The organism is Citrobacter sp. VF227 (assembly GCF_052950715.1).
On record NZ_JBRFVF010000005.1, the window covers coordinates 1 to 23,015 of the forward strand.

The 23,015-nt window shown below is 52.6% G+C and carries 26 protein-coding genes and 1 pseudogene; 8 read left to right on the forward strand and 19 right to left on the reverse strand.

Features of this window, described 5'->3' with window-relative positions; genetic code table 11:
- From ACU8YC_RS16310 to fkpA, 9 genes are all read right to left on the reverse strand, one after another.
- A partial coding sequence (locus tag ACU8YC_RS16310; RefSeq protein WP_000031705.1) for a GTP-binding protein occupies positions 1–358 on the reverse strand: 358 nt, incomplete at its 3' end.
- A 69-nt stretch (positions 359–427) separates the two neighbouring features.
- On the reverse strand, positions 428–2,542 hold the full coding sequence (gene fusA, locus ACU8YC_RS16315; RefSeq protein WP_151224114.1) for an elongation factor G: 2,115 nt from the start codon (positions 2,540–2,542) through the stop codon (positions 428–430).
- 96 nt (positions 2,543–2,638) lie between these two features.
- Complete coding sequence (gene rpsG, locus ACU8YC_RS16320; protein ID WP_016154763.1) at positions 2,639–3,109, reverse strand: 30S ribosomal protein S7; 471 nt, start codon at positions 3,107–3,109, stop codon at positions 2,639–2,641.
- A gap of 95 nt (positions 3,110–3,204) precedes the next feature.
- On the reverse strand, positions 3,205–3,579 hold the full coding sequence (gene rpsL / locus ACU8YC_RS16325) for a 30S ribosomal protein S12 (RefSeq protein ID WP_003023654.1): 375 nt from the start codon (positions 3,577–3,579) through the stop codon (positions 3,205–3,207).
- A gap of 125 nt (positions 3,580–3,704) precedes the next feature.
- Entirely contained in the window at positions 3,705–3,992 is a 288-nt protein-coding gene (tusB, locus tag ACU8YC_RS16330) for a sulfurtransferase complex subunit TusB (RefSeq protein ID WP_151216816.1), read from the reverse strand.
- A gap of 7 nt (positions 3,993–3,999) precedes the next feature.
- Entirely contained in the window at positions 4,000–4,359 is a 360-nt protein-coding gene (tusC, locus tag ACU8YC_RS16335; protein ID WP_043018545.1) for a sulfurtransferase complex subunit TusC, read from the reverse strand.
- Positions 4,359–4,745 carry a sulfurtransferase complex subunit TusD gene (tusD, locus tag ACU8YC_RS16340; RefSeq protein ID WP_151216818.1) on the reverse strand — a complete coding sequence of 129 codons (387 nt, stop codon included), beginning with the start codon at positions 4,743–4,745 and terminating at the stop codon, positions 4,359–4,361. Before tusD ends, tusC begins: the two co-directional genes overlap by 1 nt.
- The gene (locus tag ACU8YC_RS16345) at positions 4,745–5,467 is read right to left on the reverse strand and encodes a helix-turn-helix transcriptional regulator (RefSeq protein WP_000091462.1); all 723 of its coding nucleotides are present in this window, start codon (positions 5,465–5,467) and stop codon (positions 4,745–4,747) included. Before ACU8YC_RS16345 ends, tusD begins: the two co-directional genes overlap by 1 nt.
- A gap of 167 nt (positions 5,468–5,634) precedes the next feature.
- Positions 5,635–6,477, reverse strand: coding sequence for an FKBP-type peptidyl-prolyl cis-trans isomerase (gene fkpA, locus ACU8YC_RS16350; RefSeq protein ID WP_252838518.1), 843 nt, complete (start codon positions 6,475–6,477; stop codon positions 5,635–5,637).
- Positions 6,478–6,708: 231 nt separating this feature from the next.
- On the opposite strand from fkpA, the gene ACU8YC_RS16355 reads away from it, so the two are divergent.
- A complete protein-coding gene (locus tag ACU8YC_RS16355) occupies positions 6,709–6,927 on the forward strand; it encodes a protein SlyX (RefSeq protein WP_038634770.1) in 219 nt (72 codons plus the stop codon).
- A gap of 128 nt (positions 6,928–7,055) precedes the next feature.
- Here the strand turns inward: ACU8YC_RS16355 and slyD are convergent, their stop codons facing one another.
- From slyD to kefG, 4 genes are all read right to left on the reverse strand, one after another.
- A complete protein-coding gene (slyD, locus tag ACU8YC_RS16360) occupies positions 7,056–7,661 on the reverse strand; it encodes a peptidylprolyl isomerase (RefSeq protein ID WP_003023634.1) in 606 nt (201 codons plus the stop codon).
- Positions 7,662–7,755: 94 nt separating this feature from the next.
- Complete coding sequence (locus ACU8YC_RS16365) at positions 7,756–7,956, reverse strand: YheV family putative zinc ribbon protein (protein ID WP_005121675.1); 201 nt, start codon at positions 7,954–7,956, stop codon at positions 7,756–7,758.
- Between the two features lie 8 nt (positions 7,957–7,964).
- Positions 7,965–9,770 carry a glutathione-regulated potassium-efflux system protein KefB gene (gene kefB / locus ACU8YC_RS16370; RefSeq protein ID WP_151216820.1) on the reverse strand — a complete coding sequence of 602 codons (1,806 nt, stop codon included), beginning with the start codon at positions 9,768–9,770 and terminating at the stop codon, positions 7,965–7,967.
- A complete protein-coding gene (kefG, locus tag ACU8YC_RS16375) occupies positions 9,770–10,321 on the reverse strand; it encodes a glutathione-regulated potassium-efflux system ancillary protein KefG (protein WP_003023629.1) in 552 nt (183 codons plus the stop codon). The genes kefB and kefG overlap by 1 nt, the downstream gene beginning before the upstream one ends.
- Positions 10,322–10,453: 132 nt before the next feature.
- Here kefG and ACU8YC_RS16380 point away from each other — a divergent pair, with 132 nt between their 5' ends.
- The 4 genes and pseudogenes from ACU8YC_RS16380 (at position 10,454) to ACU8YC_RS16395 (ending at position 14,597) form a co-directional block, all read left to right on the forward strand.
- Positions 10,454–12,355, forward strand: a complete 1,902-nt coding sequence (locus tag ACU8YC_RS16380) for an ABC transporter ATP-binding protein (RefSeq protein WP_286542770.1) — start codon at positions 10,454–10,456, stop codon at positions 12,353–12,355.
- Positions 12,356–12,399: 44 nt separating this feature from the next.
- Positions 12,400–13,459, forward strand: a pseudogene (locus tag ACU8YC_RS16385) (hydrolase).
- Positions 13,456–13,674, forward strand: coding sequence for a YheU family protein (locus tag ACU8YC_RS16390; RefSeq protein ID WP_187253777.1), 219 nt, complete (start codon positions 13,456–13,458; stop codon positions 13,672–13,674). Before ACU8YC_RS16385 ends, ACU8YC_RS16390 begins: the two are co-directional and overlap by 4 nt.
- A gap of 53 nt (positions 13,675–13,727) precedes the next feature.
- On the forward strand, positions 13,728–14,597 hold the full coding sequence (locus ACU8YC_RS16395; protein ID WP_003827751.1) for a phosphoribulokinase: 870 nt from the start codon (positions 13,728–13,730) through the stop codon (positions 14,595–14,597).
- A gap of 93 nt (positions 14,598–14,690) precedes the next feature.
- Here the strand turns inward: ACU8YC_RS16395 and ACU8YC_RS16400 are convergent, their stop codons facing one another.
- The gene (locus tag ACU8YC_RS16400) at positions 14,691–15,098 is read right to left on the reverse strand and encodes an OsmC family protein (protein WP_151216828.1); all 408 of its coding nucleotides are present in this window, start codon (positions 15,096–15,098) and stop codon (positions 14,691–14,693) included.
- Between the two features lie 306 nt (positions 15,099–15,404).
- On the opposite strand from ACU8YC_RS16400, the gene crp reads away from it, so the two are divergent.
- The gene (gene crp, locus ACU8YC_RS16405; RefSeq protein WP_000242758.1) at positions 15,405–16,037 is read left to right on the forward strand and encodes a cAMP-activated global transcriptional regulator CRP; all 633 of its coding nucleotides are present in this window, start codon (positions 15,405–15,407) and stop codon (positions 16,035–16,037) included.
- A 51-nt stretch (positions 16,038–16,088) separates the two neighbouring features.
- A complete protein-coding gene (locus tag ACU8YC_RS16410) occupies positions 16,089–18,176 on the forward strand; it encodes a YccS/YhfK family putative transporter (RefSeq protein WP_286539498.1) in 2,088 nt (695 codons plus the stop codon).
- Positions 18,177–18,218: 42 nt separating this feature from the next.
- Here ACU8YC_RS16410 and argD read toward each other — a convergent pair whose 3' ends face one another.
- From argD to ppiA, 5 genes are all read right to left on the reverse strand, one after another.
- Complete coding sequence (gene argD / locus ACU8YC_RS16415; RefSeq protein WP_286539458.1) at positions 18,219–19,436, reverse strand: bifunctional acetylornithine/succinyldiaminopimelate transaminase; 1,218 nt, start codon at positions 19,434–19,436, stop codon at positions 18,219–18,221.
- A gap of 85 nt (positions 19,437–19,521) precedes the next feature.
- The gene (pabA, locus tag ACU8YC_RS16420) at positions 19,522–20,085 is read right to left on the reverse strand and encodes an aminodeoxychorismate synthase component 2 (protein ID WP_286539456.1); all 564 of its coding nucleotides are present in this window, start codon (positions 20,083–20,085) and stop codon (positions 19,522–19,524) included.
- Positions 20,086–20,116: 31 nt separating this feature from the next.
- Positions 20,117–20,719 (reverse strand): putative adenosine monophosphate-protein transferase Fic, encoded by a 603-nt coding sequence (locus tag ACU8YC_RS16425; protein WP_151224118.1) that lies wholly within the window; start codon positions 20,717–20,719, stop codon positions 20,117–20,119.
- Positions 20,709–20,876: a YhfG family protein gene (locus tag ACU8YC_RS16430; RefSeq protein ID WP_151216832.1), complete on the reverse strand. Its 168-nt coding sequence runs from the start codon at positions 20,874–20,876 to the stop codon at positions 20,709–20,711. The genes ACU8YC_RS16425 and ACU8YC_RS16430 overlap by 11 nt, the downstream gene beginning before the upstream one ends.
- Positions 20,877–20,982: 106 nt before the next feature.
- Entirely contained in the window at positions 20,983–21,555 is a 573-nt protein-coding gene (gene ppiA, locus ACU8YC_RS16435; RefSeq protein ID WP_003023595.1) for a peptidylprolyl isomerase A, read from the reverse strand.
- 264 nt (positions 21,556–21,819) lie between these two features.
- On the opposite strand from ppiA, the gene tsgA reads away from it, so the two are divergent.
- Positions 21,820–23,001 (forward strand): MFS transporter TsgA, encoded by a 1,182-nt coding sequence (tsgA, locus tag ACU8YC_RS16440; RefSeq protein WP_151216833.1) that lies wholly within the window; start codon positions 21,820–21,822, stop codon positions 22,999–23,001.
- Positions 23,002–23,015: the final 14 nt, after the last annotated feature.

The window sequence follows — 23,015 nt, forward strand, 5'->3', positions numbered from 1 at the left end:
TGTGCTCACGAGTCTGCGGCATCGGGCCGTCAGTCGCAGCAACAACCAGGATCGCGCCGTCCATCTGCGCAGCACCGGTGATCATGTTTTTAACATAGTCGGCGTGGCCCGGGCAGTCTACGTGTGCATAGTGGCGAGTCGGGGTGTCATATTCAACGTGAGAAGTGTTGATGGTGATACCACGAGCTTTTTCTTCCGGCGCGTTATCGATCTGATCGAATGCACGCGCAGCACCGCCGTAGGTTTTAGCCAGTACGGTAGTGATTGCAGCGGTCAGGGTAGTTTTACCGTGGTCAACGTGGCCGATGGTGCCGACGTTAACGTGCGGTTTTGTACGTTCAAATTTTTCTTTAGACACGGCTATATTCCTTACTATAGTGCTCTCCCCTATGGAGAGAGCACGGGACTTAGGTTTTAATCCTGTGGCTTATTTACCACGGGCTTCAATAACGGCCTGAGCAACGTTGTTCGGCGCATCGTCGTACTTCAGGAACTCCATGGAGTAAGAAGCACGGCCTTTGGTCAGAGAACGCAGCTGGGTTGCATATCCGAACATTTCAGACAGCGGAACTTCAGCATGGATAACAACGCCAGTGACGTTGGATTCCTGACCACGAAGCATACCACGACGGCGGCTCAAGTCACCGATTACGTCACCGGTGTTCTCTTCCGGAGTCTCTACTTCAACCTTCATGATAGGTTCAAGCAGAACTGGTTTCGCTTTCTTAAAGCCATCTTTGAAGGCGATAGAAGCGGCCAGTTTAAACGCCAGCTCAGAGGAGTCAACGTCATGGTAAGAACCGAAGTGCAGACGCACGCCCAGATCAACAACCGGGTAACCAGCCAGCGGGCCAGATTTCAGCTGTTCCTGGATGCCTTTATCAACGGCCGGGATGTATTCGCCAGGAATTACACCACCTTTGATGTCGTTGATGAACTCGTAGCCTTTCGGGTTTGAACCCGGCTCCAGCGGGTACATGTCGATAACAACATGACCGTACTGACCGCGACCACCAGACTGCTTAGCGTGTTTACCTTCGATATCGGTAACTTTCGCGCGAATCGCTTCACGGTAAGCAACCTGAGGTTTACCGACGTTCGCTTCAACGTTGAATTCACGCTTCATGCGGTCAACGATGATATCGAGGTGCAGCTCACCCATACCAGCGATAATGGTCTGGTTAGATTCTTCGTCAGTCCAAACGCGGAATGACGGGTCTTCTTTAGCCAGACGGCCCAGAGCCAGACCCATTTTTTCCTGGTCAGCTTTGGTTTTCGGTTCTACCGCGATGGAAATTACCGGCTCAGGGAATTCCATACGTTCCAGAATGATCGGGTGATCCGGGTCACACAGAGTGTCACCAGTGGTCACGTCTTTCAGACCGATAGCAGCAGCGATATCGCCCGCGCGAACTTCTTTGATCTCTTCACGTTTGTTAGCGTGCATCTGTACGATACGGCCAAAACGTTCGCGTGCAGTTTTCACTGAGTTCAGGATGGTGTCACCGGAGTTAACCACACCAGAGTACACGCGGAAGAAGGTCAGGTTACCCACGAACGGGTCAGTAGCGATTTTGAATGCCAGTGCAGCAAACGGTTCGTCATCGCTAGCATGACGCTCAGCCGGAGTATCTTTACCGTCGTCCAGAATACCGTTGATCGCAGGTACGTCGATTGGGGATGGCAGGTAATCAATTACCGCATCCAGCATCGCCTGAACACCTTTGTTCTTGAACGCAGAACCACAGGTTACCAGGATGATTTCGTTGTTCAGAACGCGCTGACGCAGAGCTTTTTTGATCTCTTCTTCAGTCAGTTCTTCGCCACCCAGGTATTTCTCCATCAGCTCTTCTGAAGCTTCTGCAGCGGACTCGATCAGGTTCTGGTGCCATTCTTCAGCCAGTTCCTGCATGTCAGCCGGGATATCTTCATAAGTGAAGGTTACGCCTGCGTCTTCTTCGTTCCAGTTGATGGCTTTCATTTTCACCAGGTCAACAACACCGGTGAACGCTTCTTCAGCGCCAATTGCCAGCTGCAGCGGAACAGGGTTCGCGCCCAGACGGGTTTTGATCTGACCAACAACTTTCAGGAAGTTCGCACCCATACGGTCCATTTTGTTAACGAACGCAATGCGTGGAACTTTATATTTGTTTGCCTGACGCCATACGGTTTCAGACTGAGGCTGAACACCACCAACTGCGCAGTAAACCATTACTGCACCATCAAGCACACGCATGGAACGTTCTACTTCGATAGTGAAGTCAACGTGCCCCGGGGTGTCGATGATGTTTACGCGATGCGGTTCATACTGCTTAGCCATACCAGACCAGAATGCAGTAGTCGCTGCGGAGGTGATAGTAATACCACGCTCCTGCTCCTGTTCCATCCAGTCCATGGTGGCTGCGCCGTCATGAACTTCACCGATTTTATGGTTTACACCGGTGTAGAACAGAATACGTTCGGTAGTAGTGGTTTTACCGGCGTCGATGTGCGCACTGATACCGATGTTACGGTAGCGCGCGATGGGTGTTGTACGAGCCATTTGATTCCTCGTTTATCTTTTAGGCGTTCAATTTAAGTAGCCCAAAGCGGGCTGCTTACTAGAAGCGCCCGCCTGGTGACTAAAACTCCGAAGGGATTACCAACGGTAGTGTGCGAACGCCTTGTTGGCTTCTGCCATACGGTGAACGTCTTCACGTTTCTTAACTGCAGTACCTTTGTTTTCTGCAGCATCAGAAAGTTCGTTCGCCAGGCGCAGAGCCATGGATTTATCACCGCGTTTACGAGCAGCTTCAACGATCCAACGCATTGCCAGGGCATTACGACGAACCGGACGGACTTCAACTGGAACCTGATAAGTAGAACCACCAACGCGGCGAGACTTAACTTCGACAGTCGGACGCACGTTTTCAAGGGCTACTTCAAAAGCTTCCAGGCCATCTTTACCAGAACGCTGAGCCAGGGTCTCCAGCGCGCTGTATACGATGGTTTCTGCAGTAGATTTTTTACCATCTACCATCAGGATATTTACAAATTTAGCCAGCAGCTCTGATCCGAACTTAGGATCCGGCAGAATTTTACGCTGACCAATGACGCGACGACGTGGCATGGGAATACTCCGTTGTTAATTCAGGATTGTCCAAAACTCTACGAGTTTAGTTTGACATTAATATAAAACGTTTGGCCTTACTTAACGGAGAACCATTAAGCCTTAGGACGTTTCACGCCATACTTGGAGCGTGATTGCTTACGGTCTTTAACGCCGGAGCAGTCAAGCGCACCGCGAACGGTGTGGTAACGAACACCCGGGAGGTCTTTTACACGACCGCCACGGATCAGGATCACGGAGTGTTCCTGCAGGTTGTGACCTTCACCACCGATGTAGGAAGTCACTTCAAAACCGTTGGTCAAACGCACACGGCATACTTTACGCAGTGCGGAGTTTGGTTTTTTAGGAGTGGTAGTATATACACGAGTACATACGCCACGTTTCTGCGGGCATGCTTCCAGTGCAGGCACGTTGCTCTTTGCAACTTTGCGTGCGCGTGGTTTGCGTACCAGCTGGTTAACTGTTGCCATTAAATAGCTCCTGGTTGTAGCTTTCGCTTCGTAAACACGTAATAAAACGACCTCATACAATATGAGGACGCAGAATTTTAGGTCGGTGTCGAAAAGGTGTCAAGAAATATACAACGATCCCACAATTACCAGGACATCTGGCTGGGATGCTTCACCGTAAGTCTGACGAAGTCAGTATAGCTAACCCTGACGACACTGTCTGAAATTTGACCATCTAAGCCGCGAGCCTTAATGTCTTCTTCCAATACATAGACCTTAATGGTGGCATTTTGCAGACTTTCAAGGAAACGACTTCCTTCTATTGCCGCAGTCACGCCATCCTGAAGCAATAAAAGTTCATCGTCTTTATCAATCAAACGAAGAAGAGAGGAGAAATCGGTAAGCCACGCGGAGCGATGTAATGTGTGCAGCATGAGTATCTCAAAACCTTAAAATGACGTCATAGTTGCCTAATTCACGGCGCAAATCTTCCGGTTCTAACGCTGTTGCATCGACCACAAAATTAACACCCTGCTGTAGGCCCCGCTCGCGTAATGAGGCGGCACAAAGCCAACATTGCTCGATATCGTACAACCCTAACAACTTGAAGGTTGCGATATAGTCACGTGCCAGCACAACGTCCGGCTGCTGACCCTGTAGGATTTGAAAAACGCCATCGCCGATGAAAAATACGCCGAGGTCTTCCGTTAAGGCCGATGTCGCCAGTAAGGCATCTAACCCTTCGCGACCAGAGGCACTGCCGTGTGGCACGGTAGAAAAGACAAAAGCAACACGTTTCATTAAAACTGCACCACGCGATCGCAGGTCAGGGATGCCTCAGCCAGCGAACCCAGCCCGCTGAGGTTAAAACCTGATTGTAAATTAGACCCTGCCAGTCCCAGCCGCTTCGCTTCGGTTTCATCAACAACGCCGCGACGCAATGCTGCCGCCACGCAGATATTCAGCGTTACACCATGCTGCTGGTTTAGCTGTTGCCATGCTCGCACCAGATCATATTCATCACTGGCGGGCGATGTCAGGAAGTTGGCGTTATACACACCTTCACGATAGAAAAAGACACTGCATAGCTCATGCCCTTCTTCGAGTAGCGCATGAGCAAATTGCAATGCACTGCTCGCCTGCTGCGTGCCATAAGCCGGCCCCGTCACCATGATGGTAAAGCGCATTACTTGTCTTGCCCCTGGAAATCGCCGCTTTTGAACTGACGAATATAGAGGTAGACCGTGTGCTTGGAGATGTTCAGCCGATCGGCAACCTGGTTGATGGCATCTTTAATATCGAAGATACCTTTCTCATATAGATTCAGGACGATTTGGCGATTCTTGGCATTGTTGGAAACATTGCGATCGGCATTCACTTCTTCGATTGTGAATTCCAGTGTTTGGGTAACCAGGTCTTCTACCGAAGAAGCGAAGTTGACGGCAGAACCTACTTCCGGCGTTTCCGGTGGGATAAAGGTATTCATTATCTGCGAGAATGGAACATCAAGGTTCATGTTGATGCACAGCAGACCAATCACGCGATGCTCACGGTTGCGAATGGCAATCGTCAGCGATTTCATCAAGACACCGCTTTTCGCACGAGTGAAGTAACACTTCGACACGCTGCTATCCGCACCCGTCATATCATGCAGCATGCGCAACGCAAGATCGGTAATTGGCGAGCCAATTTTGCGGCCCGTGTGTTCACCGTTAGCAATGCGGATGGCCGAGCATTTCAAATCCTGCAAAGAGTGCAATACGATTTCACAATGGGAACCAATGAGCATCGCCAACCCGTCCACTACCGCTTCGTAGGATTTAAGGATATCGAAGTCGGTTTGATCGAAAGGACGTTGATCCAGTAAATCTAGCTCACTGGTTTCGTTGGTTAAAAGCGACCTGGACATGAAAAAAAGCACTCCTTTTCAGGAGCCTGTCGTTATGTTGTCAGGGCAGGCTCATCACTATTATAGGGGCATCTAAAGTAATACAGCGCACAAGGCGCTTTCCAGTATTAATTATATCCTGTCGATAATAAAAAACCGCCGCCCTGTGGGCGGCGGTTTCTGTTCTCTTATTTTTTGCTGCTATCTGCAGCTTTATCAGCCGGTGCAGCTTCTGGCTGCGCATCGGCTTTCGGTGCCGGTTTGATGTCTAACAGTTCAACATCAAAGACCAGCGTAGAGTTGGCCGGAATCCCCGGAACACCGGTTTTACCGTAAGCCAGATCCGGTGGAATAACCAACTGGATTTTACCGCCTTTCTTGATGTTTTTCAGGCCTTCGGTCCAGCCCGGGATAACGCCGTCAAGACGGAAAGAGAGCGGCTCACCGCGGGTATAAGAGTTATCAAACTCTTTACCATCAATCAGCGTACCTTTGTAGTTTACGACTACAGTATCGCTGTCTTTCGGGGCAGCACCGGTACCTTCTTTCTCTACTTTGTAGACCAGGCCAGTAGCAGAGGTTTTAACACCTTTCTCTTTAGCAAATTTCTCGCGGTAAACTTTACCTTTGGCTTCGTTGTCAGCCGCGTCTTTTTCCATTTTCGCCTGAGCGGAACTCTTCACGCGCGCTTCAAACGTCTGCAGAGTTTGTTCGATTTCCTGGTCAGACAGTTTGCTCTTGTCTGCAAATGCATCCTGAACGCCAGCGATCAGCTGGTCTTTGTCCAGTTTAATGCCCAGTTTTTCCTGCTCTTTCAGAGAGTTTTCCATATAACGACCCAGGGACGCACCCAGCGCGTAAGCGGCTTTTTGATCGTCATTCTTGAATGCGGCTTTGCTGTCAGCAGTAGCGGCTGGCTTGGCTGCATCAGTAGCAGCTGGTTTTGCTGTATCGGCAGCGAAAGTAAGCGGGGCATGCAGAGCAACAGCCATTGTGGTCGCCAGCAGCGTGACTTTAAACAGTGATTTCATCCATCTCTCCAGGGCCGGGGCATCTCACCCCAGGGTTAACTAACATAAAAATGTACTATAAAGCGTTGCTGAACAAATCAACATACAGGCACGCCCTATTATCACCACTTTTCAGACTCTTTTTGTTTAAATTAGTTTCGTGACCGAAGATTGTGTGCTGTGCAAACAGGCAAAGTTAAGTAGAATTCGCCGCAGTCCGCGATCTGCCGGCAATAACAAAAGAGGTGAATCATGCAGGATACAACGCTGGAAACCCGCCTGGCTGAGCTAGAGAGTCGCCTGGCATTTCAGGAGATAACCATTGAAGAGCTCAACGTCACGGTGACCGCGCATGAACTGGAGATGGCCAAACTGCGCGATCATCTGCGTCTATTGACGGAGAAGCTCAAAGCAACGCAGCCGTCCCACATAGCGTCACAGTCTGAAGAGACCCCGCCGCCACATTATTGAGACGTAAAAAAAGCGGGATATTCCCGCTTTTTTTGTGCCCGATGGCGCTAACGCTTATCGAGCCTCATATATACCCAAAGGATTTCAAATCACAGCCAACGTCTCTGTGGGTTGAAAAACGCTGGATATTAGTGGCAACCGCAGCCGCCGCCGTTACCTTTACCGCCACCGCCGCAGCAGCCTTCGCCGCCGTGCTCGTGACCATGGTCGTGACCGTGACCACCGCAGCAACCGTCATGACCGTGGTCATGATCGTGGTCGTGGCCGTGCGCACCGTGAACGTGACCATGGGCCAGTTCTTCTTCGGTCGCTTCGCGGATCGCGACAACTTCGACGTTGAATTTCAGGTTCTGGCCAGCCAGCATGTGGTTACCGTCAACCACAACGTGGTCGTCTTCCACTTCGGTAATTTCTACCGGTACCGGGCCCTGGTCAGTTTCAGCCAGGAAACGCATGCCAACCTGCAGTTCGTCAACGCCCATAAAGACGTCTTTAGGAACGCGCTGCACCAGGTTTTCGTCGTACTGACCGTATGCGTCGTTTGCGCCAACAGCAACATCGAATTTGTCGCCAACTTCGTGACCATCCAGCGCTGTTTCCAGGCCAGAGATCAGGGAACCGTGACCATGCAGGTAGTCCAGCGGTGCACTCACCGGAGACTCATCAACCAACACACCGTCTTCTGTACGTACCTGATAGGCCAGGCTGACCACCAGGTCCTTTGCTACTTTCATGATATCTCCTGAGCATGGAAAGAATAGTGGCGCAGATTGTAGCGGAATTCTGCACCCGTGTACCCTCTAGCTTAAAAAAAGCTGCGCCATATCGCTAGTCCGGATGAAAAATCCCGATCACTTGCTCTTCTTTGCGAACGTGCTCGCGCGCCTCTTTATCGGCTTCCCGCATCTGATGACCACACTTAACACACTCAACAATATCGATATTATTTTCACGCCACATCGCCAGTGAATCTTGTGCCTGGCAGGACGGACATTTTGCGCCTGCAATAAAACGTTTACGAATTGCCATGGTTACCTCTACTCAAATTCATCCCAGCCATCCAGCTGACGTCGCTCTTGCTGCATCTCGCGTTGAAAAATCTCCTCCAGCTCGCGCCGGGCTTCCCTGGCCCGAGAGATTTGTACCGTATCCGTGTGCATGGGGATCAGTTCCCGCAGCATGCGCATATCCAGCCGCCGAAAATGCAACTGGGCGCGCTGAGCCTGATGCGGATGCATCCCCAGAGTAACCAGCGTTTTACGCCCCAACTCCAGCGCGCTGGAGAACGTTTCGCGGGAAAACTGCGTCACACCTGCCTGTAATAACTCATGCGCTTCGACACGTCCGCGCGCGCGCGCAAGAATATGCAAATGCGGAAAGTACTGTTGGCACAATTCCACCAACTTCATCGTATCTTCCGGTTCGTTACAGGTAATGACAATCGATTGGGCTGCTTCTGCACCAGCTGAGCGTAAAAGCTCCACCTGCGTGGCATCACCGTAATAGACCTTATAGCCATATTTGCGCATCAGATTTACAGCGCTAATATCCCGTTCCAGAACGGTAATACGCATCTTATTGGCCATCAACAGGCGTCCAATGACCTGACCAAAGCGCCCAAACCCCACCACAATCACCTGCGGTTTATCGTCTTCTACCCAAGGTTTTTCATCTTCTTCATCCGGGCCGTTAAACTGGCGGGAGAGCCATTTATCAATCAGCTTCATCACCAAAGGCGTCGTCATCATCGACAGTGTGACGGTCACCAGCAACAATGCCATTTGGTCGCTCTGAAACAGCCGTTGCGAGGATGCCGTTGAAAACAGGACGAAGGCGAACTCCCCGCCCTGACTTAACACTCCGGCAAATTGCATCCGTTCTGAGCTTCTCACGCCATTAAGGCGCGCCAGCACATACAGCACCAGCATTTTTACGACCACCAGCACGATCACGCTCGCCGCCACCCACAAAATATGGGTATAGAGCACGCCAAGGTTAAGCGACATGCCTACGGAGATGAAAAACAGGCCGAGCAACAGTCCCTTGAACGGATCGATTGCCGTTTCCAGTTCATGTCGGTATTCGCTTTCTGCCAGCAGCACGCCAGCAATAAACGTTCCCAGCGCCATCGACAGCCCCAGCGCATCCATAAATAAAGCAGAACCCAGCACCAACAGCAGCGTGGCAGCGGTGAACACTTCCCGCACGCCGGAATCCGCAATAAAGCGAAAAACCGGACGCAACAAATAGCGCCCGCCAATCAGCATGCCGGCAAAGGCCAGCACCTTCATTCCCACTTTGATCCAGTCAAAATGTTCGTCAGCAGACCCCGCCAGCAGCGGGACCAGTGCCAACGCGGGGATTACCGCCAGATCCTGAAACAGCAGCACCGAAAAACCCAACTGCCCAGACTCACTGCGGTTCATGCCTTTCTCACGCATCAACTGTAGCGCCATCGCGGTCGATGACATCGCCAGACCAATGCCGCCAACCACTGCCGCCTGCCAGGAGAATGTGGTGAGCATCAGTAACCCCGCCAGCACCACCGCGCTCAGCATCACCTGCGCGGCGCCGACGCCAAAAATAGAGCGCCGCAGTTGCCAAAGCTTCGCCGGGTTCAGTTCCAGCCCAATGATGAACATCAGAAAAACCACGCCCAGTTCGGAAAAGTGCAGGATTTCATCCACATCGCTGATGAACCCTAATCCCCACGGGCCGATAGCAATACCCGCCAGCAAGTACCCTAACACTGGCCCGATACCTAACCTGGACGCCAACGGTACTGCCGCCACCGCCGCGAAAAGAAACAACACACCCGCTGTCAATAAATCAGAACCTTCCATCAGCGGCCTCCCACAGGTATCGGATTCGCCAGCCAGTCACCGTACGCTTTCGCATGGCTGTCCAGCTCCTGTTTCGTTTGCCGTCTGGCCCAGTAGACAATAATAGGGCTCATCCAGTGCATGCGGCACATACCGGCTGTTAGCTCAAAAGGGCGCAGCACATCGCTCATTGGATAACGGTTTAACGCGTCATAGCGGTAGGCGCTTTCCGGTTCCCCGGTAGTGATAACGCTCCGCCAGTACTTTCCCGCCAGTTGATTCCCTCCGGGACCGCTGGCAAATCCGCGGCTCAGTACGCGATCAAGCCATTCTTTTAACAGCGCTGGACAGCTATAGGTGTAAAGCGGATGCTGAAAAACAATGACATCATGCTCACGCAGCAGCGCCTGCTCATGCGGAATGTCGATAAAAAAGTCAGGATAGTGCGCGTAAAGGTCGTGCACGGTAACATTGCTGAGCTGCATGGCCGGTTTAAGCAGAACCCGGTTCGCGACCGAGTCCTGAGATTCCGGATGGGCATACAGCAGCAAGACTTTCGCTGGCTGGAACATCATCCCCCTCCCGGTTTTGTCTTTTGTCTATTTTCGACGTTTTGGGCTACCATTGCGCCTCGGTGCGGCAAATGCCCCGCACATTACATTATCATAATGATAAATTAACATAGTCTGAACATACGGCGCCTTATGATTGTTTTCTCATCGTTACAAATTCGTCGCGGCGTGCGCGTCTTGCTGGACAATGCCACGGCCACCATTAATCCAGGGCAGAAAGTTGGCCTGGTCGGTAAAAATGGCTGCGGTAAATCTACCTTACTGGCATTGCTGAAAAATGAACTCAGCGCCGACGCCGGAGGATTTACCTATCCGGGAAACTGGCAGCTCGCGTGGGTGAATCAGGAAACGCCTGCGTTGCCACAGCCCGCGCTGGAGTACGTAATCGACGGCGACCGCGAATATCGTCAACTGGAAGCGCAGTTGAACGATGCCAACGAACGTAACGATGGACACGCCATTGCCACCGTCCATGGAAAACTGGATGCCATTGACGCCTGGACCGTGCGTTCACGCGCCGCCAGTCTGCTGCATGGCCTCGGCTTCTCCAACGAACAGCTTGAACATCCAGTCAGCGACTTCTCCGGTGGCTGGCGTATGCGTCTCAATCTGGCACAGGCGCTGATTTGCCGTTCGGACCTGCTGCTGCTCGATGAACCGACCAACCACCTCGATCTCGACGCGGTCATTTGGCTGGAAAGATGGCTGAAAAGCTATCAGGGTACGCTGATTTTGATCTCCCACGACCGCGACTTCCTCGATCCGGTGGTGGATAAAATTATCCATATCGAACAACAAACCATGTTCGAGTACACCGGCAACTACAGCGCGTTTGAAATCCAGCGTGCGACCCGCCTCGCGCAGCAACAGGCGATGTACGAAAGCCAGCAGGAGCGTGTAGCGCATCTGCAAAGCTATATCGATCGTTTCCGAGCTAAAGCCACCAAAGCAAAGCAGGCGCAGAGCCGTATCAAAATGCTGGAACGCATGGAGCTGATTGCCCCTGCGCACGTGGACAATCCGTTCCACTTTAGCTTCCGTGAGCCGGAAAGCCTGCCAAACCCGCTGTTGAAGATGGAAAAAGTCAGCGCTGGCTACGGCGAACGCGTCATTCTCGATTCGATCAAACTGAATCTGGTGCCGGGATCCCGCATCGGCCTGCTCGGTCGTAACGGTGCGGGTAAATCTACGCTGATTAAGCTGCTGGCCGGCGAACTGGCCCCAATCAGCGGCGAGATTGGCCTGGCGAAAGGCATCAAGCTGGGCTACTTCGCGCAGCACCAGCTGGAGTTTTTACGCGCCGATGAATCGCCTATCCAGCACCTGGCTCGCATGGCACCACAGGAGCTGGAGCAGAAACTTCGAGACTACCTCGGCGGATTCGGCTTCCAGGGCGATAAGGTCAGCGAAGAGACCCGTCGTTTCTCCGGTGGTGAAAAAGCACGCCTGGTACTGGCGTTGATCGTCTGGCAGCGCCCGAATCTGCTGCTGCTCGATGAACCGACCAACCACCTGGATTTGGATATGCGCCAGGCGCTGACCGAAGCGCTGATCGATTTCGAAGGCGCGCTGGTCGTGGTCTCGCACGACCGTCACCTGATTCGCTCTACCACCGACGACCTGTATCTGGTGCATGACAAGAAAGTCGAGCCGTTTGACGGTGATCTGGAGGATTATCAGCAGTGGCTGAGCGATGTGCAAAAACAGGAAAGCCAGGGCGACGAACCGGCGAAAGAGAGCGTTAACAGCGCCCAGGCGCGTAAAGACCAGAAGCGTCGCGAGGCTGAACTACGCACTCTGACGCAGCCGTTGCGTAAAGAGATTACCCGTCTGGAAAAAGAGATGGAGAAGCTGCACGCACAGCTGGCGCAGGCAGAAGAGAAACTCGGCGACAGCGAACTGTACGACCAAAGCCGCAAGGCTGAACTCACGGCATGCTTGCAGCAACAAGCCAGCGCGAAATCCGGGCTCGAAGAGTGCGAAATGGCCTGGCTGGACGCGCAGGAACAGCTTGAGCAGATGCTGGCAGAATAAGCGCAAAATCACATATTGGCTAACCCGCATGCGCTGCGCGCGGTATAGTTATTCTTTCCGAATATTAATTGCTCTGGTGTTATGGTTGAAATCACGTCCACAGAAATGACTCCACCTACCGAAGATTCGCGAGATTTCCGTCCAATGCGCGGTATCAGTAACCGCCATCTGCAGACGATGCTGCCGCGTTTAATTCGCCGCAAGGTGAAGTTCGATGCCCACTGGCAGCGTCTGGAATTGCCAGACGGTGATTTTGTCGATCTGGCGTGGAGTGAAGATCCGCAGCAGGCGAAACACAAACCGCGCCTGGTGGTTTTTCACGGCCTGGAAGGCAGCCTGAACAGCCCCTACGCACATGGCCTGATTGAAGCAGCACAAAAGCGCGGCTGGCTGGGTGTGGTGATGCATTTTCGCGGCTGCAGCGGCGAACCAAATCGTCTGAACCGCATTTATCACTCCGGTGAAACAGAAGACGGCACCTGGTTTTTACACTGGCTGGAGCGTGAGTTCGGTCGTGTGCCGACCGCAGCGGTAGGCTATTCGCTTGGTGGAAACATGCTGGCCTGCCTGCTGGCAAAAGAAGGCACCGAGATTCCAATTGATGCTGCTGTTATCGTCTCTGCCCCTTTCGTGCTGGAAGCCTGTAGTTACCACATGGACAAGGGATTCTCCCGGGTCTATCAGCGCTACCTGCTTAATCTGTTGAAAGCCAATGCCTCGCGTAAGCTTGAGGCTTATCCTGGCTCACTGCCGGTGAGCCTGGCCCAGTTGAAATCTCTACGTCGCATTCGCGATTTTGACGATCTGATCACCGCCAAAATTCACGGTTTCGCCGATGCGATAGACTATTACCGTCAGTGTAGCGCCATGCCATTGCTTAATCAGATCGCCAAACCGACGCTGATTATCCATGCCAAGGATGATCCGTTTATGGATCATCATGTGATCCCTGAGCCGGAAAACCTGCCCTCGCAGGTGGAGTATCAGCTTACTGAACACGGCGGCCATGTCGGATTCATTGGCGGTACGATACGCCATCCGGAGATGTGGCTGGAATCCAGAATCCCGGACTGGCTGACAACGTATCTGGAGACTTCATCATGATTATTCCCTGGCAAGACATCTCCCCGGACGCGCTGGACAATCTGCTTGAAAGCTTTGTCTTGCGCGAAGGCACCGATTATGGTGAACATGAACGCTCGCTCGAACAAAAAGTCGCCGACGTCAAACGCCAACTACAATCAGGTGAAGCCGTGCTGGTGTGGTCCGAATTGCATGAAACGGTCAACATTATGCCGAGGAAGCAGATTCGCGAGTAATCCGTAGCCGCCGGCCGACTTTACTATAATTACAACCATTTCATGGAGTTGTTATGTCTGCCAAACATCCGGTGATTGCGGTAACAGGATCCAGCGGCGCGGGGACCACCACCACCAGCCTCGCGTTTCGTAAAATATTCGCGCAGTTAAATCTGCGCGCCGCCGAGGTGGAAGGCGACAGTTTTCATCGCTATACCCGCCCGGAAATGGACATGGCGATTCGCAAAGCGCGCGATGCCGGGCGGCATATCAGCTATTTCGGCCCCGAAGCTAACGACTTCGGTCTGCTGGAGCAAACCTTCATTGAATACGGTCAGACGGGCAAAGGTCAGTCGCGTAAATATCTGCACACCTACGATGAGGCCGTACCGTGGAATCAGGTTCCGGGGACATTTACGCCCTGGCAGCCGCTGCCTGAACCGACGGATGTCCTGTTCTATGAGGGACTTCACGGCGGCGTTGTCACCCCGCAGCAAAATGTGGCCCGGCATGTCGATCTGTTGGTTGGTGTGGTGCCGATCGTGAACCTGGAGTGGATCCAGAAGCTGACCCGCGATACCAGCGAGCGTGGACACTCGCGTGAAGCGGTGATGGACTCGGTGGTGCGTTCAATGGACGATTATATCAATTACATCACGCCGCAGTTTTCTCGTACGCATATCAACTTTCAGCGCGTACCGACTGTAGATACCTCTAACCCCTTTGCCGCCAAGAGTATTCCGTCACTCGATGAAAGCTTTGTCGTGATTCATTTTCGTAATCTGGAAGGGATCGATTTCCCATGGCTACTGGCCATGCTGCAGGGCTCATTCATTTCTCATATCAATACATTGGTTGTTCCGGGCGGGAAAATGGGTCTGGCGATGGAATTGATTATGCTGCCGCTAGTCCAGCGACTGATGGAAGGTAAAAAGATAGAGTAAGGTGTTTTTTTGCCGGATGGCGGATAATGCCTTATCCGGCCTACGCGTTTAAATCCTGTAGGCCTGATAAGTATATCGCCATCAGGCATAACATCACGAAGCGGCAACCACTTCATAGGAGTGGGTAATGTTCACCGCCTTTTCCAGCATCAGCGCCACGGAGCAATATTTTTCCGCCGAAAGATCGACCGCGCGAGCGACGGACGCATCTTTCAGATCGTTACCCGTTACAACGAAATGCAGGTTGATGTGGGTAAACAGGCGTGGCGCTTCATCACGACGCTCGGAGGTCAGCTTCACTTCGCAGTTGGTCACATCCTGACGACCCTTTTGCAGGATCGACACCACATCAATTGCGCTGCAACCGCCCGCAGCCATTAAGACCATTTCCATCGGGCTCGGCGCTTTATCACCGGAGTTACCGTCCATCAAAATCTGGTGGCCAGAGGCGGACTCACCGAGGAAGGTTAACCCTTCAACCCACTTAACACGTGCTTGCATATTTTATTACTCCGATGCATCAATTTTCCTGACAGATTACGCGCACACAACAAATCTCGCAACGGAAGGCGACCTGCGTCATGCTGAAGCGAGACACCAGGAGACACACGGCGAAAGCTATGCTAAAACAGTCAGGATGCTACAGTAATACATTGACGTACTGCATGTATGCAGAGGACATCACATTACAGGCCGTCGCACGTATTGACAGCCCCCTTCCCAGGTAGCGGGAAGCACATTTTTGCAAACCCAGAGGCAGGTAATATTTTGGCTCTGGAGACAGCTTATAACAGAGGATAACCGCGCATGGTGCTTGGCAAACCGCAAACAGACCCGACTCTCGAATGGTTCTTGTCTCATTGCCATATTCATAAGTACCCATCGAAGAGCACGCTGATTCACCAGGGTGAAAAAGCGGAAACGTTGTACTACATCGTTAAAGGCTCAGTGGCAGTGCTGATCAAAGATGAAGAAGGGAAAGAAATGATCCTTTCTTATCTGAATCAGGGCGATTTTATTGGTGAATTAGGCCTCTTCGAAGAAGGTCAGGAACGCAGCGCCTGGGTCCGTGCTAAAACTGCATGTGAAGTCGCTGAGATTTCGTACAAAAAATTTCGCCAATTAATCCAGGTCAATCCAGATATTCTGATGCGCCTGTCCTCTCAGATGGCTCGCCGTCTGCAGGTCACGTCTGAAAAAGTTGGCAACCTTGCCTTCCTCGACGTTACCGGTCGTATCGCGCAGACTCTGCTGAATCTGGCGAAACAGCCTGACGCGATGACCCACCCGGACGGCATGCAGATTAAAATCACCCGCCAGGAAATCGGCCAGATCGTTGGCTGTTCCCGTGAGACCGTTGGTCGTATTCTGAAGATGCTGGAAGATCAGAATCTGATCTCCGCACACGGTAAGACCATCGTCGTCTACGGCACACGTTAACCCCATCGAAGTGGCGCGTTACCCCGTAATGCGCCACTTTTGTTTGCACCGATGTGGCGAAGACTGATATATCACCCTGAGATCAACTACGCACTACGACAGACGCTGGTGCTATGTTTACCTGTGGCCGTCGGTCTGATCATCGGGCAGCTTCATCTGGGGCTCCTCTTCTCCCTCGTCCCTGCCTGCTGCAATATTGCCGGTCTTGATACCCCGCATAAGCGCTTTTTCAAACGCTTAGTGATTGGTGCGTCTTTGTTTGCCGGATGCAGTCTGATCATGCAGATACTGCTGGCACAGACTATACCGCTGCCGCTGATCCTCACTGGCCTGACGCTGATTCTTGGTGTAACCGCTGAATTAGGCCCTCTGCATGCACGACTACTACCTGCCTCGCTTATCGCGGCAATTTTCACGCTCAGCCTGGCCGGGAACATGCCCGTCTGGGAGCCACTGCTGATCTACGCGTTGGGTACATTGTGGTACGGCCTGTTCAACTGGTTCTGGTTCTGGATGTGGCGTGAGCAGCCGCTGCGTGAGTCGCTCAGCTTGTTGTATCGTGAATTAGCCGATTACTGTGAGGCCAAATACAGCCTCCTGACTCAGCATGCCGATCCGGAAAAAGCGCTACCCCCCCTGCTTGTGCGCCAACAAAAAGCGGTAGATTTGATTACCCAGTGCTATCAGCAAATGCATATGCTGTCGGCACATCGCAACAACGATTATAAGCGCCTGCTACGTGCCTTTCAGGAGGCGCTCGATTTACAGGAACATATTTCCGTCAGCCTCCACCAGCCGGAAGAGGTGCAAAAGCTGGTCGAACGTAGCCACGCCGAACAGGTGATCCGCTGGAACGCGCGCACCGTCGCCGAACGCCTTCGCGTTCTGGCCGATGACATTTTGTATCACCGCTTGCCAACACGTTTTTCAATGGATAAACAAATTGGCACGCTGGAGAAAATTGCCAACCAACATCCGGACAATCCGGTAGGACAATTTTGTTACTGGCACTTCAGCCGTATTGCCCGCGTGCTACGCACCCAGCGCCCACTGTATGCCCGGGATTTAATGGCTGACAAGCAGCGTCGGCTGCCGCTGATCCCTGCCCTGAAAAGCTATCTGTCGTTGAAATCCCCGGCGCTGCGTAATGCCGGACGCATCAGCGTCATGTTGAGCATTGCCAGCCTGATGGGCAGCGCCTTACACCTGCCAAAACCCTATTGGATTTTGATGACAATCCTGTTCGTCACGCAAAATGGCTACGGGGCGACCCGGGTACGTATTTTACACCGTTCAGTAGGGACGCTCGTTGGCCTGGTGATCGCTGGCGTCACACTGCACTTTCATATTCAGGAGAGTTACACGCTGGCAGGCATGCTGCTGATAACCCTGGTGAGTTATCTGACCATCCGTAAAAACTACGGCTGGGCTACCGTCGGCTTTACGGTCACCGCGGTATACACCCTGCAGTTGCTGACACTGAACGGGGAACAGTTTATCGTGCCGCGGTTTATCGATACGGTCACTGGTTGCCTAATCGCCTTTGGCGGGATGCTCTGGCTATGGCCGCAGTGGCAGAGCGGCCTGCTGCGTAAAAACGCCCACGATGCGTTAGAAGCCGATCAGGAAGCCATCCGCCTGATCCTTAGCAACGATCCGCAGGCCACACCGCTGGCGTATCAACGCATGCGGGTCAACCAGGCGCATAACACGTTGTTCAACTCACTTAACCAGGCGATGCAGGAGCCAGGATTCAACTCGCACTATCTGGCGGACATGAAACTGTGGGTTACGCATAGCCAGTTCATCGTCGAACACATCAACGCGATGACCACGCTGGCAAGGGAACATACGATGCTGACGCCGGATTTGGCGCAGCGGTATCTGGAGTCCTGTGAAATTGCGATCCAGCGCTGTCAGCAACGGCTGGAATATGACGGCCCAGGAAGCTCCGGCGATGTAAATATTCTCGAGGCGCCAGAGATGCTGTCCCACGGGCCTTTAAGTACCCTTGAGCAGCATCTACAGCGGATATTAGGGCATCTGAACACCATGCATACCATTTCGTCGGTAGCATGGCGTCAGCGACCGCATCACGGGATCTGGCTGAGCCGCCGGTTGCGGGATATGAAGGGTTAAGATCGACTGCCAGATGCGCTACGCTTATCCGGCCTAAGATCGTCAAGCCACCACTTTCGCCACGGCCTGCGCGAAGCGCTGCATCCCTTCATCGATATCGGTCTGCTCCACCACCAGCGACGGCGCGAAACGCATCACGTCCGGTCCGGCGTTCAGTACCATCACGCCTTCATTCGCCGCGGCGTACAAGAAATCACGCGCCCGGCCTTTAAACTGCGGCTTCAGTTCGGCGCCAATCAGCAGTCCCATACCGCGAATGTCGCTGAAAATGTCAAACTGCTGGTCAATTTTCTGCAAATGCTGAACAAACGCCTGGCGTTTGGCCTGAATACCTTCCAGCACTTCCGGCGTGTTGATGATATCAAACGCAGCTCCCGCAACCGCACAGGCCAGCGGATTACCGCCATAAGTGGAACCATGCGAGCCCACGTGGAACGCCGAGGCAATCTCCTGGGTAGTCAGTACCGCACTCACCGGGAAGCCGCCGCCGAGCGCCTTGGCACTGGTCAGGATATCCGGCGTCACGCCGTAGTGCATATAGGCAAACAGTGAGCCAGTACGCCCCATCCCGCTCTGTACTTCATCAAATACCAACAGCGCCTGGTGCTGATCACAGAGCTCACGCAAGCCTTGCAGGAATGCCGGCGTTGCCGCAGTAACGCCACCCTCGCCCTGAATAGGCTCGATCACCACCGCGCAGGTGTGATCGTCCATCACCGCTTTGACCGCATGCAGATCGTTAAACGGGACATGGATGATATCTGCCGGTTTGGGTCCAAAGCCGTCGGAATATTTCGGTTGCCCGCCAACGGATACGGTAAACAGCGAACGACCGTGAAACGCGTTGTGGAAGGCAATAATCTTGGTTTTGAACGGGCTATGGCGCACGCAGGCATAGTGGCGCGCCAGCTTAAAGGCGGTTTCGTTAGCTTCGGTACCGGAGTTCATGAACAGTACGCGCTCGGCGAAGGTCGCATCAATGAGTTTACGACCTAAGCGTAACGCCGGTTCGTTGGTGAAAACATTGCTGGTATGCCACAGGGTTTCGCCCTGGGTGGTTAACGCCTCAACCAGCGCCGGATGGCAATGCCCTAACGCGGTAACTGCAATACCGCCTGCGAAATCAACATACTCTTTACCCTGTTGATCCCACACTCGACTCCCTTTCCCTTTTACCGGGATAAACTCAGCCGGTGCATAAATCGGCAGAATCACTTCATCGAATGTCGCGCGTGTAATTGCAGTTTGTTCAGTTGCCATGTCATTACCACCCTGTTAAGCAGAAATGCTAGTGAAATTATAATCACAAAATATGAATAAAAAATCACTGAATAGCAACCACAAATCACCGGTTGAGAAAATTAGCCAGCAGCTGATGCCCCTGTTCGCTGAGAATGCTCTCCGGGTGAAACTGCACCCCCTCCATATCCCACTCCCGGTGACGAATACCCATGATCTCCTGCGTTTCACTCCAGGCGGTCACCTCAAAGCAGTCAGGAAGGGTTTCGGGAGCGACCACCAGAGAATGGTAGCGCGTTACCGTTAATGGATTGGCGAGTCCCTGAAAAACACCCTGCTCGTTATGCGAAATAGGCGACGTTTTACCGTGCATCACTCTAGCCGCCCGCACCACGGTCGCGCCAAAGGCCTGCGCCATCGCCTGGTGCCCCAGACAAACCCCCAGCAGAGGGATCTTCCCCGCGAAATAGCGAATAACATCCAGCGAAATACCGGCGTCATCCGGCGTACAAGGTCCCGGGGAAATGACGATTTTTTGCGGATTCAGCGCATCGATTTGCGACAGCGTCAGCTCGTCGTTGCGCCTGACAAGGACATCAGCCCCCAGTTCACAGAAGTATTGATACAGGTTCCAGGTAAATGAATCATAGTTATCGATAAGCAGAATCATGGCGGCTCCGGTACATAAGAACCGCGCTATTCTACTCAGTTTCCGGGACTACGCTTACCACTTTACGAAATATCACCCGCAGCGCAGACAGGTCTCCCATCGCCCCGCCCTGATTAGCCCGGTTCCATTCTTCAACCTGGATGCCATCCCAGCTCAACATATACCCGGCATGAATCGCTAACTGTTCAAAGAAAATACGCTGCGCCAGACCGCTGCCAATACGAAACGGATGCAGTACGTTGATTTCACAATAGTAGTGCGCAAGTCGGTCGACAAACTTGTCTTCCGATAACCCCACCAGCCAGGACTCGTCTTCCAGGTCCTGCATCAGCGCATTGCCCTCTTTCTCGATATAAGCGAAATGGCAAAAGCGGGTATCACCCTGGTAAATATCGACTTCTCGCAGATGTCCCGCCCAGTCAAAAATATCCTGATAGAGTTGGCGATGAATAGCGCACAGATGCGGCAAACCCCGTTTAAGCGGGCCCAATTCGATAGTGGCTGCGCGCAGCGCCGTCAACTCATAAGCGGCCTGCGCCAGACGCTGCGCCTGGTGAATACCCAGGCGGTTACGCATGACATTCAGGCCCGGATACAAGTAGGGGTCACGTCCATCACCGAATTTATCGCTCATAGTGCCTCCTCAACGCTTCAAGACGCGCCAGCGCGTCTTCAGCGCTCAGGGTAACCTGTGGAATATCCACGCCTTCCAGCCGCCGACTGGCCTGGAAATTGGCGTTTCGCCGTTGTTCCCAGACCCTGGACTTTTGTTTATCGGTGAGTTTTTTCACGTGACCTCCCTGAATGAGCCGACACTTGCCACAAGTATAAGCAGCAATTTCGGGTTACGCAGAGAAGCGAGAGAACGCGGGCAAGCATTGCCCGCGCAAAATACGATTACGGCAGGACTTTGGCAGACAGGATAACAATCGGTTTTGACGGAACATTCTGGTAAGGACCCACATCATGGGTCTGAACCTGAGAGATCTTATCCGCGACATCCATCCCTTTCACAACTTTACCGAAAACAGCGTAGCCAAAGTCGCGCTGGCCGTGATCGAGGAAAGCGTTGTCTGCAATGTTGATAAAGAACTGGCTGGTCGCGCTGTCTTTATCCGCAGTACGCGCCATGGCAATCGTGCCACGGGTGTTACGCAGTCCGTTATCGGCTTCGTTCTTGATTGGCGGGTTAGGTTTCTTCTGCTGCATCTGCTCGGTAAAACCACCGCCCTGCACCATAAAACCAGGGATCACACGGTGGAACGTGGTGTTGTTATAGAAACCACTGTTGACATAATCGACAAAGTTTTGCACTGAAACCGGGGCTTTCTGACTGTTCAGCTCCAGCTCAATGTTACCGGCAGAAGTTGTCAGCAGGACATGCGGGTCCCCTTTTGCTGCCAGTGCTGCGGGAGAGAGAGCAGAAAGGGCGAGAACAGCTGCAACAGCCGCCAGAGTCGATTTGAGCATGAGAATTCCTTAACAAGAGCAGAAATGAAGCAAGTGAATTGATTCTAAAGAGCCTTCAAGGACAAGGCCATCCCTTTACCTAATTTTACGTACCTGAAACAAATGTAACCTTACTGCTGCATCACTCAATGTGATTCATATCACATACAAAAATGTAATAAATAAAGTCATTACCAATAAATATTTAAATACATCACAAAATCGCCTAAAATCTGCCCGCTCACGGCGCAGTCAATGCGCCTTACACTTCTATACAGGCCAGTCATGACTAACAGCAATCGCATCAAGCTCACATGGATTAGCTTTCTCTCCTACGCCCTGACAGGTGCGTTGGTAATTGTCACCGGGATGGTGATGGGAAACATCGCAGACTATTTCCATTTGCCCGTTTCCAGTATGAGTAATACCTTCACCTTCCTGAATGCAGGCATTCTGATCTCTATCTTTCTGAATGCATGGTTGATGGAAATTGTGCCACTGAAAACTCAGTTGCGCTTTGGCTTTATCCTGATGGTCCTGGCTGTCGCCGGACTGATGCTCAGCCATAGCCTGGCCTTGTTCTCTGCTGCCATGTTTGTACTGGGTGTGGTGAGTGGTATCACCATGTCGATTGGTACATTCCTGGTGACCCAGATGTACGAAGGTCGCCAGCGCGGTTCCCGCCTGCTGTTTACTGACTCATTCTTCAGCATGGCGGGGATGATTTTCCCGATGGTAGCAGCGTATCTGTTAGCACGCAGTATTGAATGGTATTGGGTCTATGCCTGCATCGGCCTGGTCTACGTCGCCATTTTCCTGCTGACCTTTGGCTGCGAATTCCCGGCGCTGGGTAAACACGCGCAACAACCGGACGCCCCGGTAGTGAAAGAAAAATGGGGTATTGGCGTGCTGTTCCTGGCGATCGCCGCGCTATGTTACATCCTCGGTCAGTTGGGCTTTATCTCCTGGGTACCGGAATACGCCAAAAGTCTGGGAATGAGCCTGAACGATGCGGGTAAACTGGTCAGCGATTTCTGGATGTCTTACATGGTTGGTATGTGGGCATTTAGCTTTATCCTGCGATTCTTCGATCTGCAGCGCATCCTGACTGTACTGGCAGGTCTGGCCACCGTTCTGATGTATCTGTTCATCACCGGTACGCCGGAACATATGCCGTGGTTCATCCTGACGCTGGGCTTCTTCTCCAGCGCGATTTATACCACCATTATTACCCTCGGCTCACAGCAGACGAAGGTCGCCTCACCAAAACTGGTTAACTTCGTTCTGACCTGTGGCACCATCGGTACAATGCTCACCTTCGTGGTCACCGGTCCTATTGTGGCGCACAGCGGCCCGCTGGCGGCATTGCAGACGGCTAACGGTTTGTATGCTGTTGTATTCGTGATGTGCTTTATTCTTGGGTTCGTCACGCGTCATCGCCAGCATAACGCGCCAGTCACGCATTAATCTCAACGCCGGAT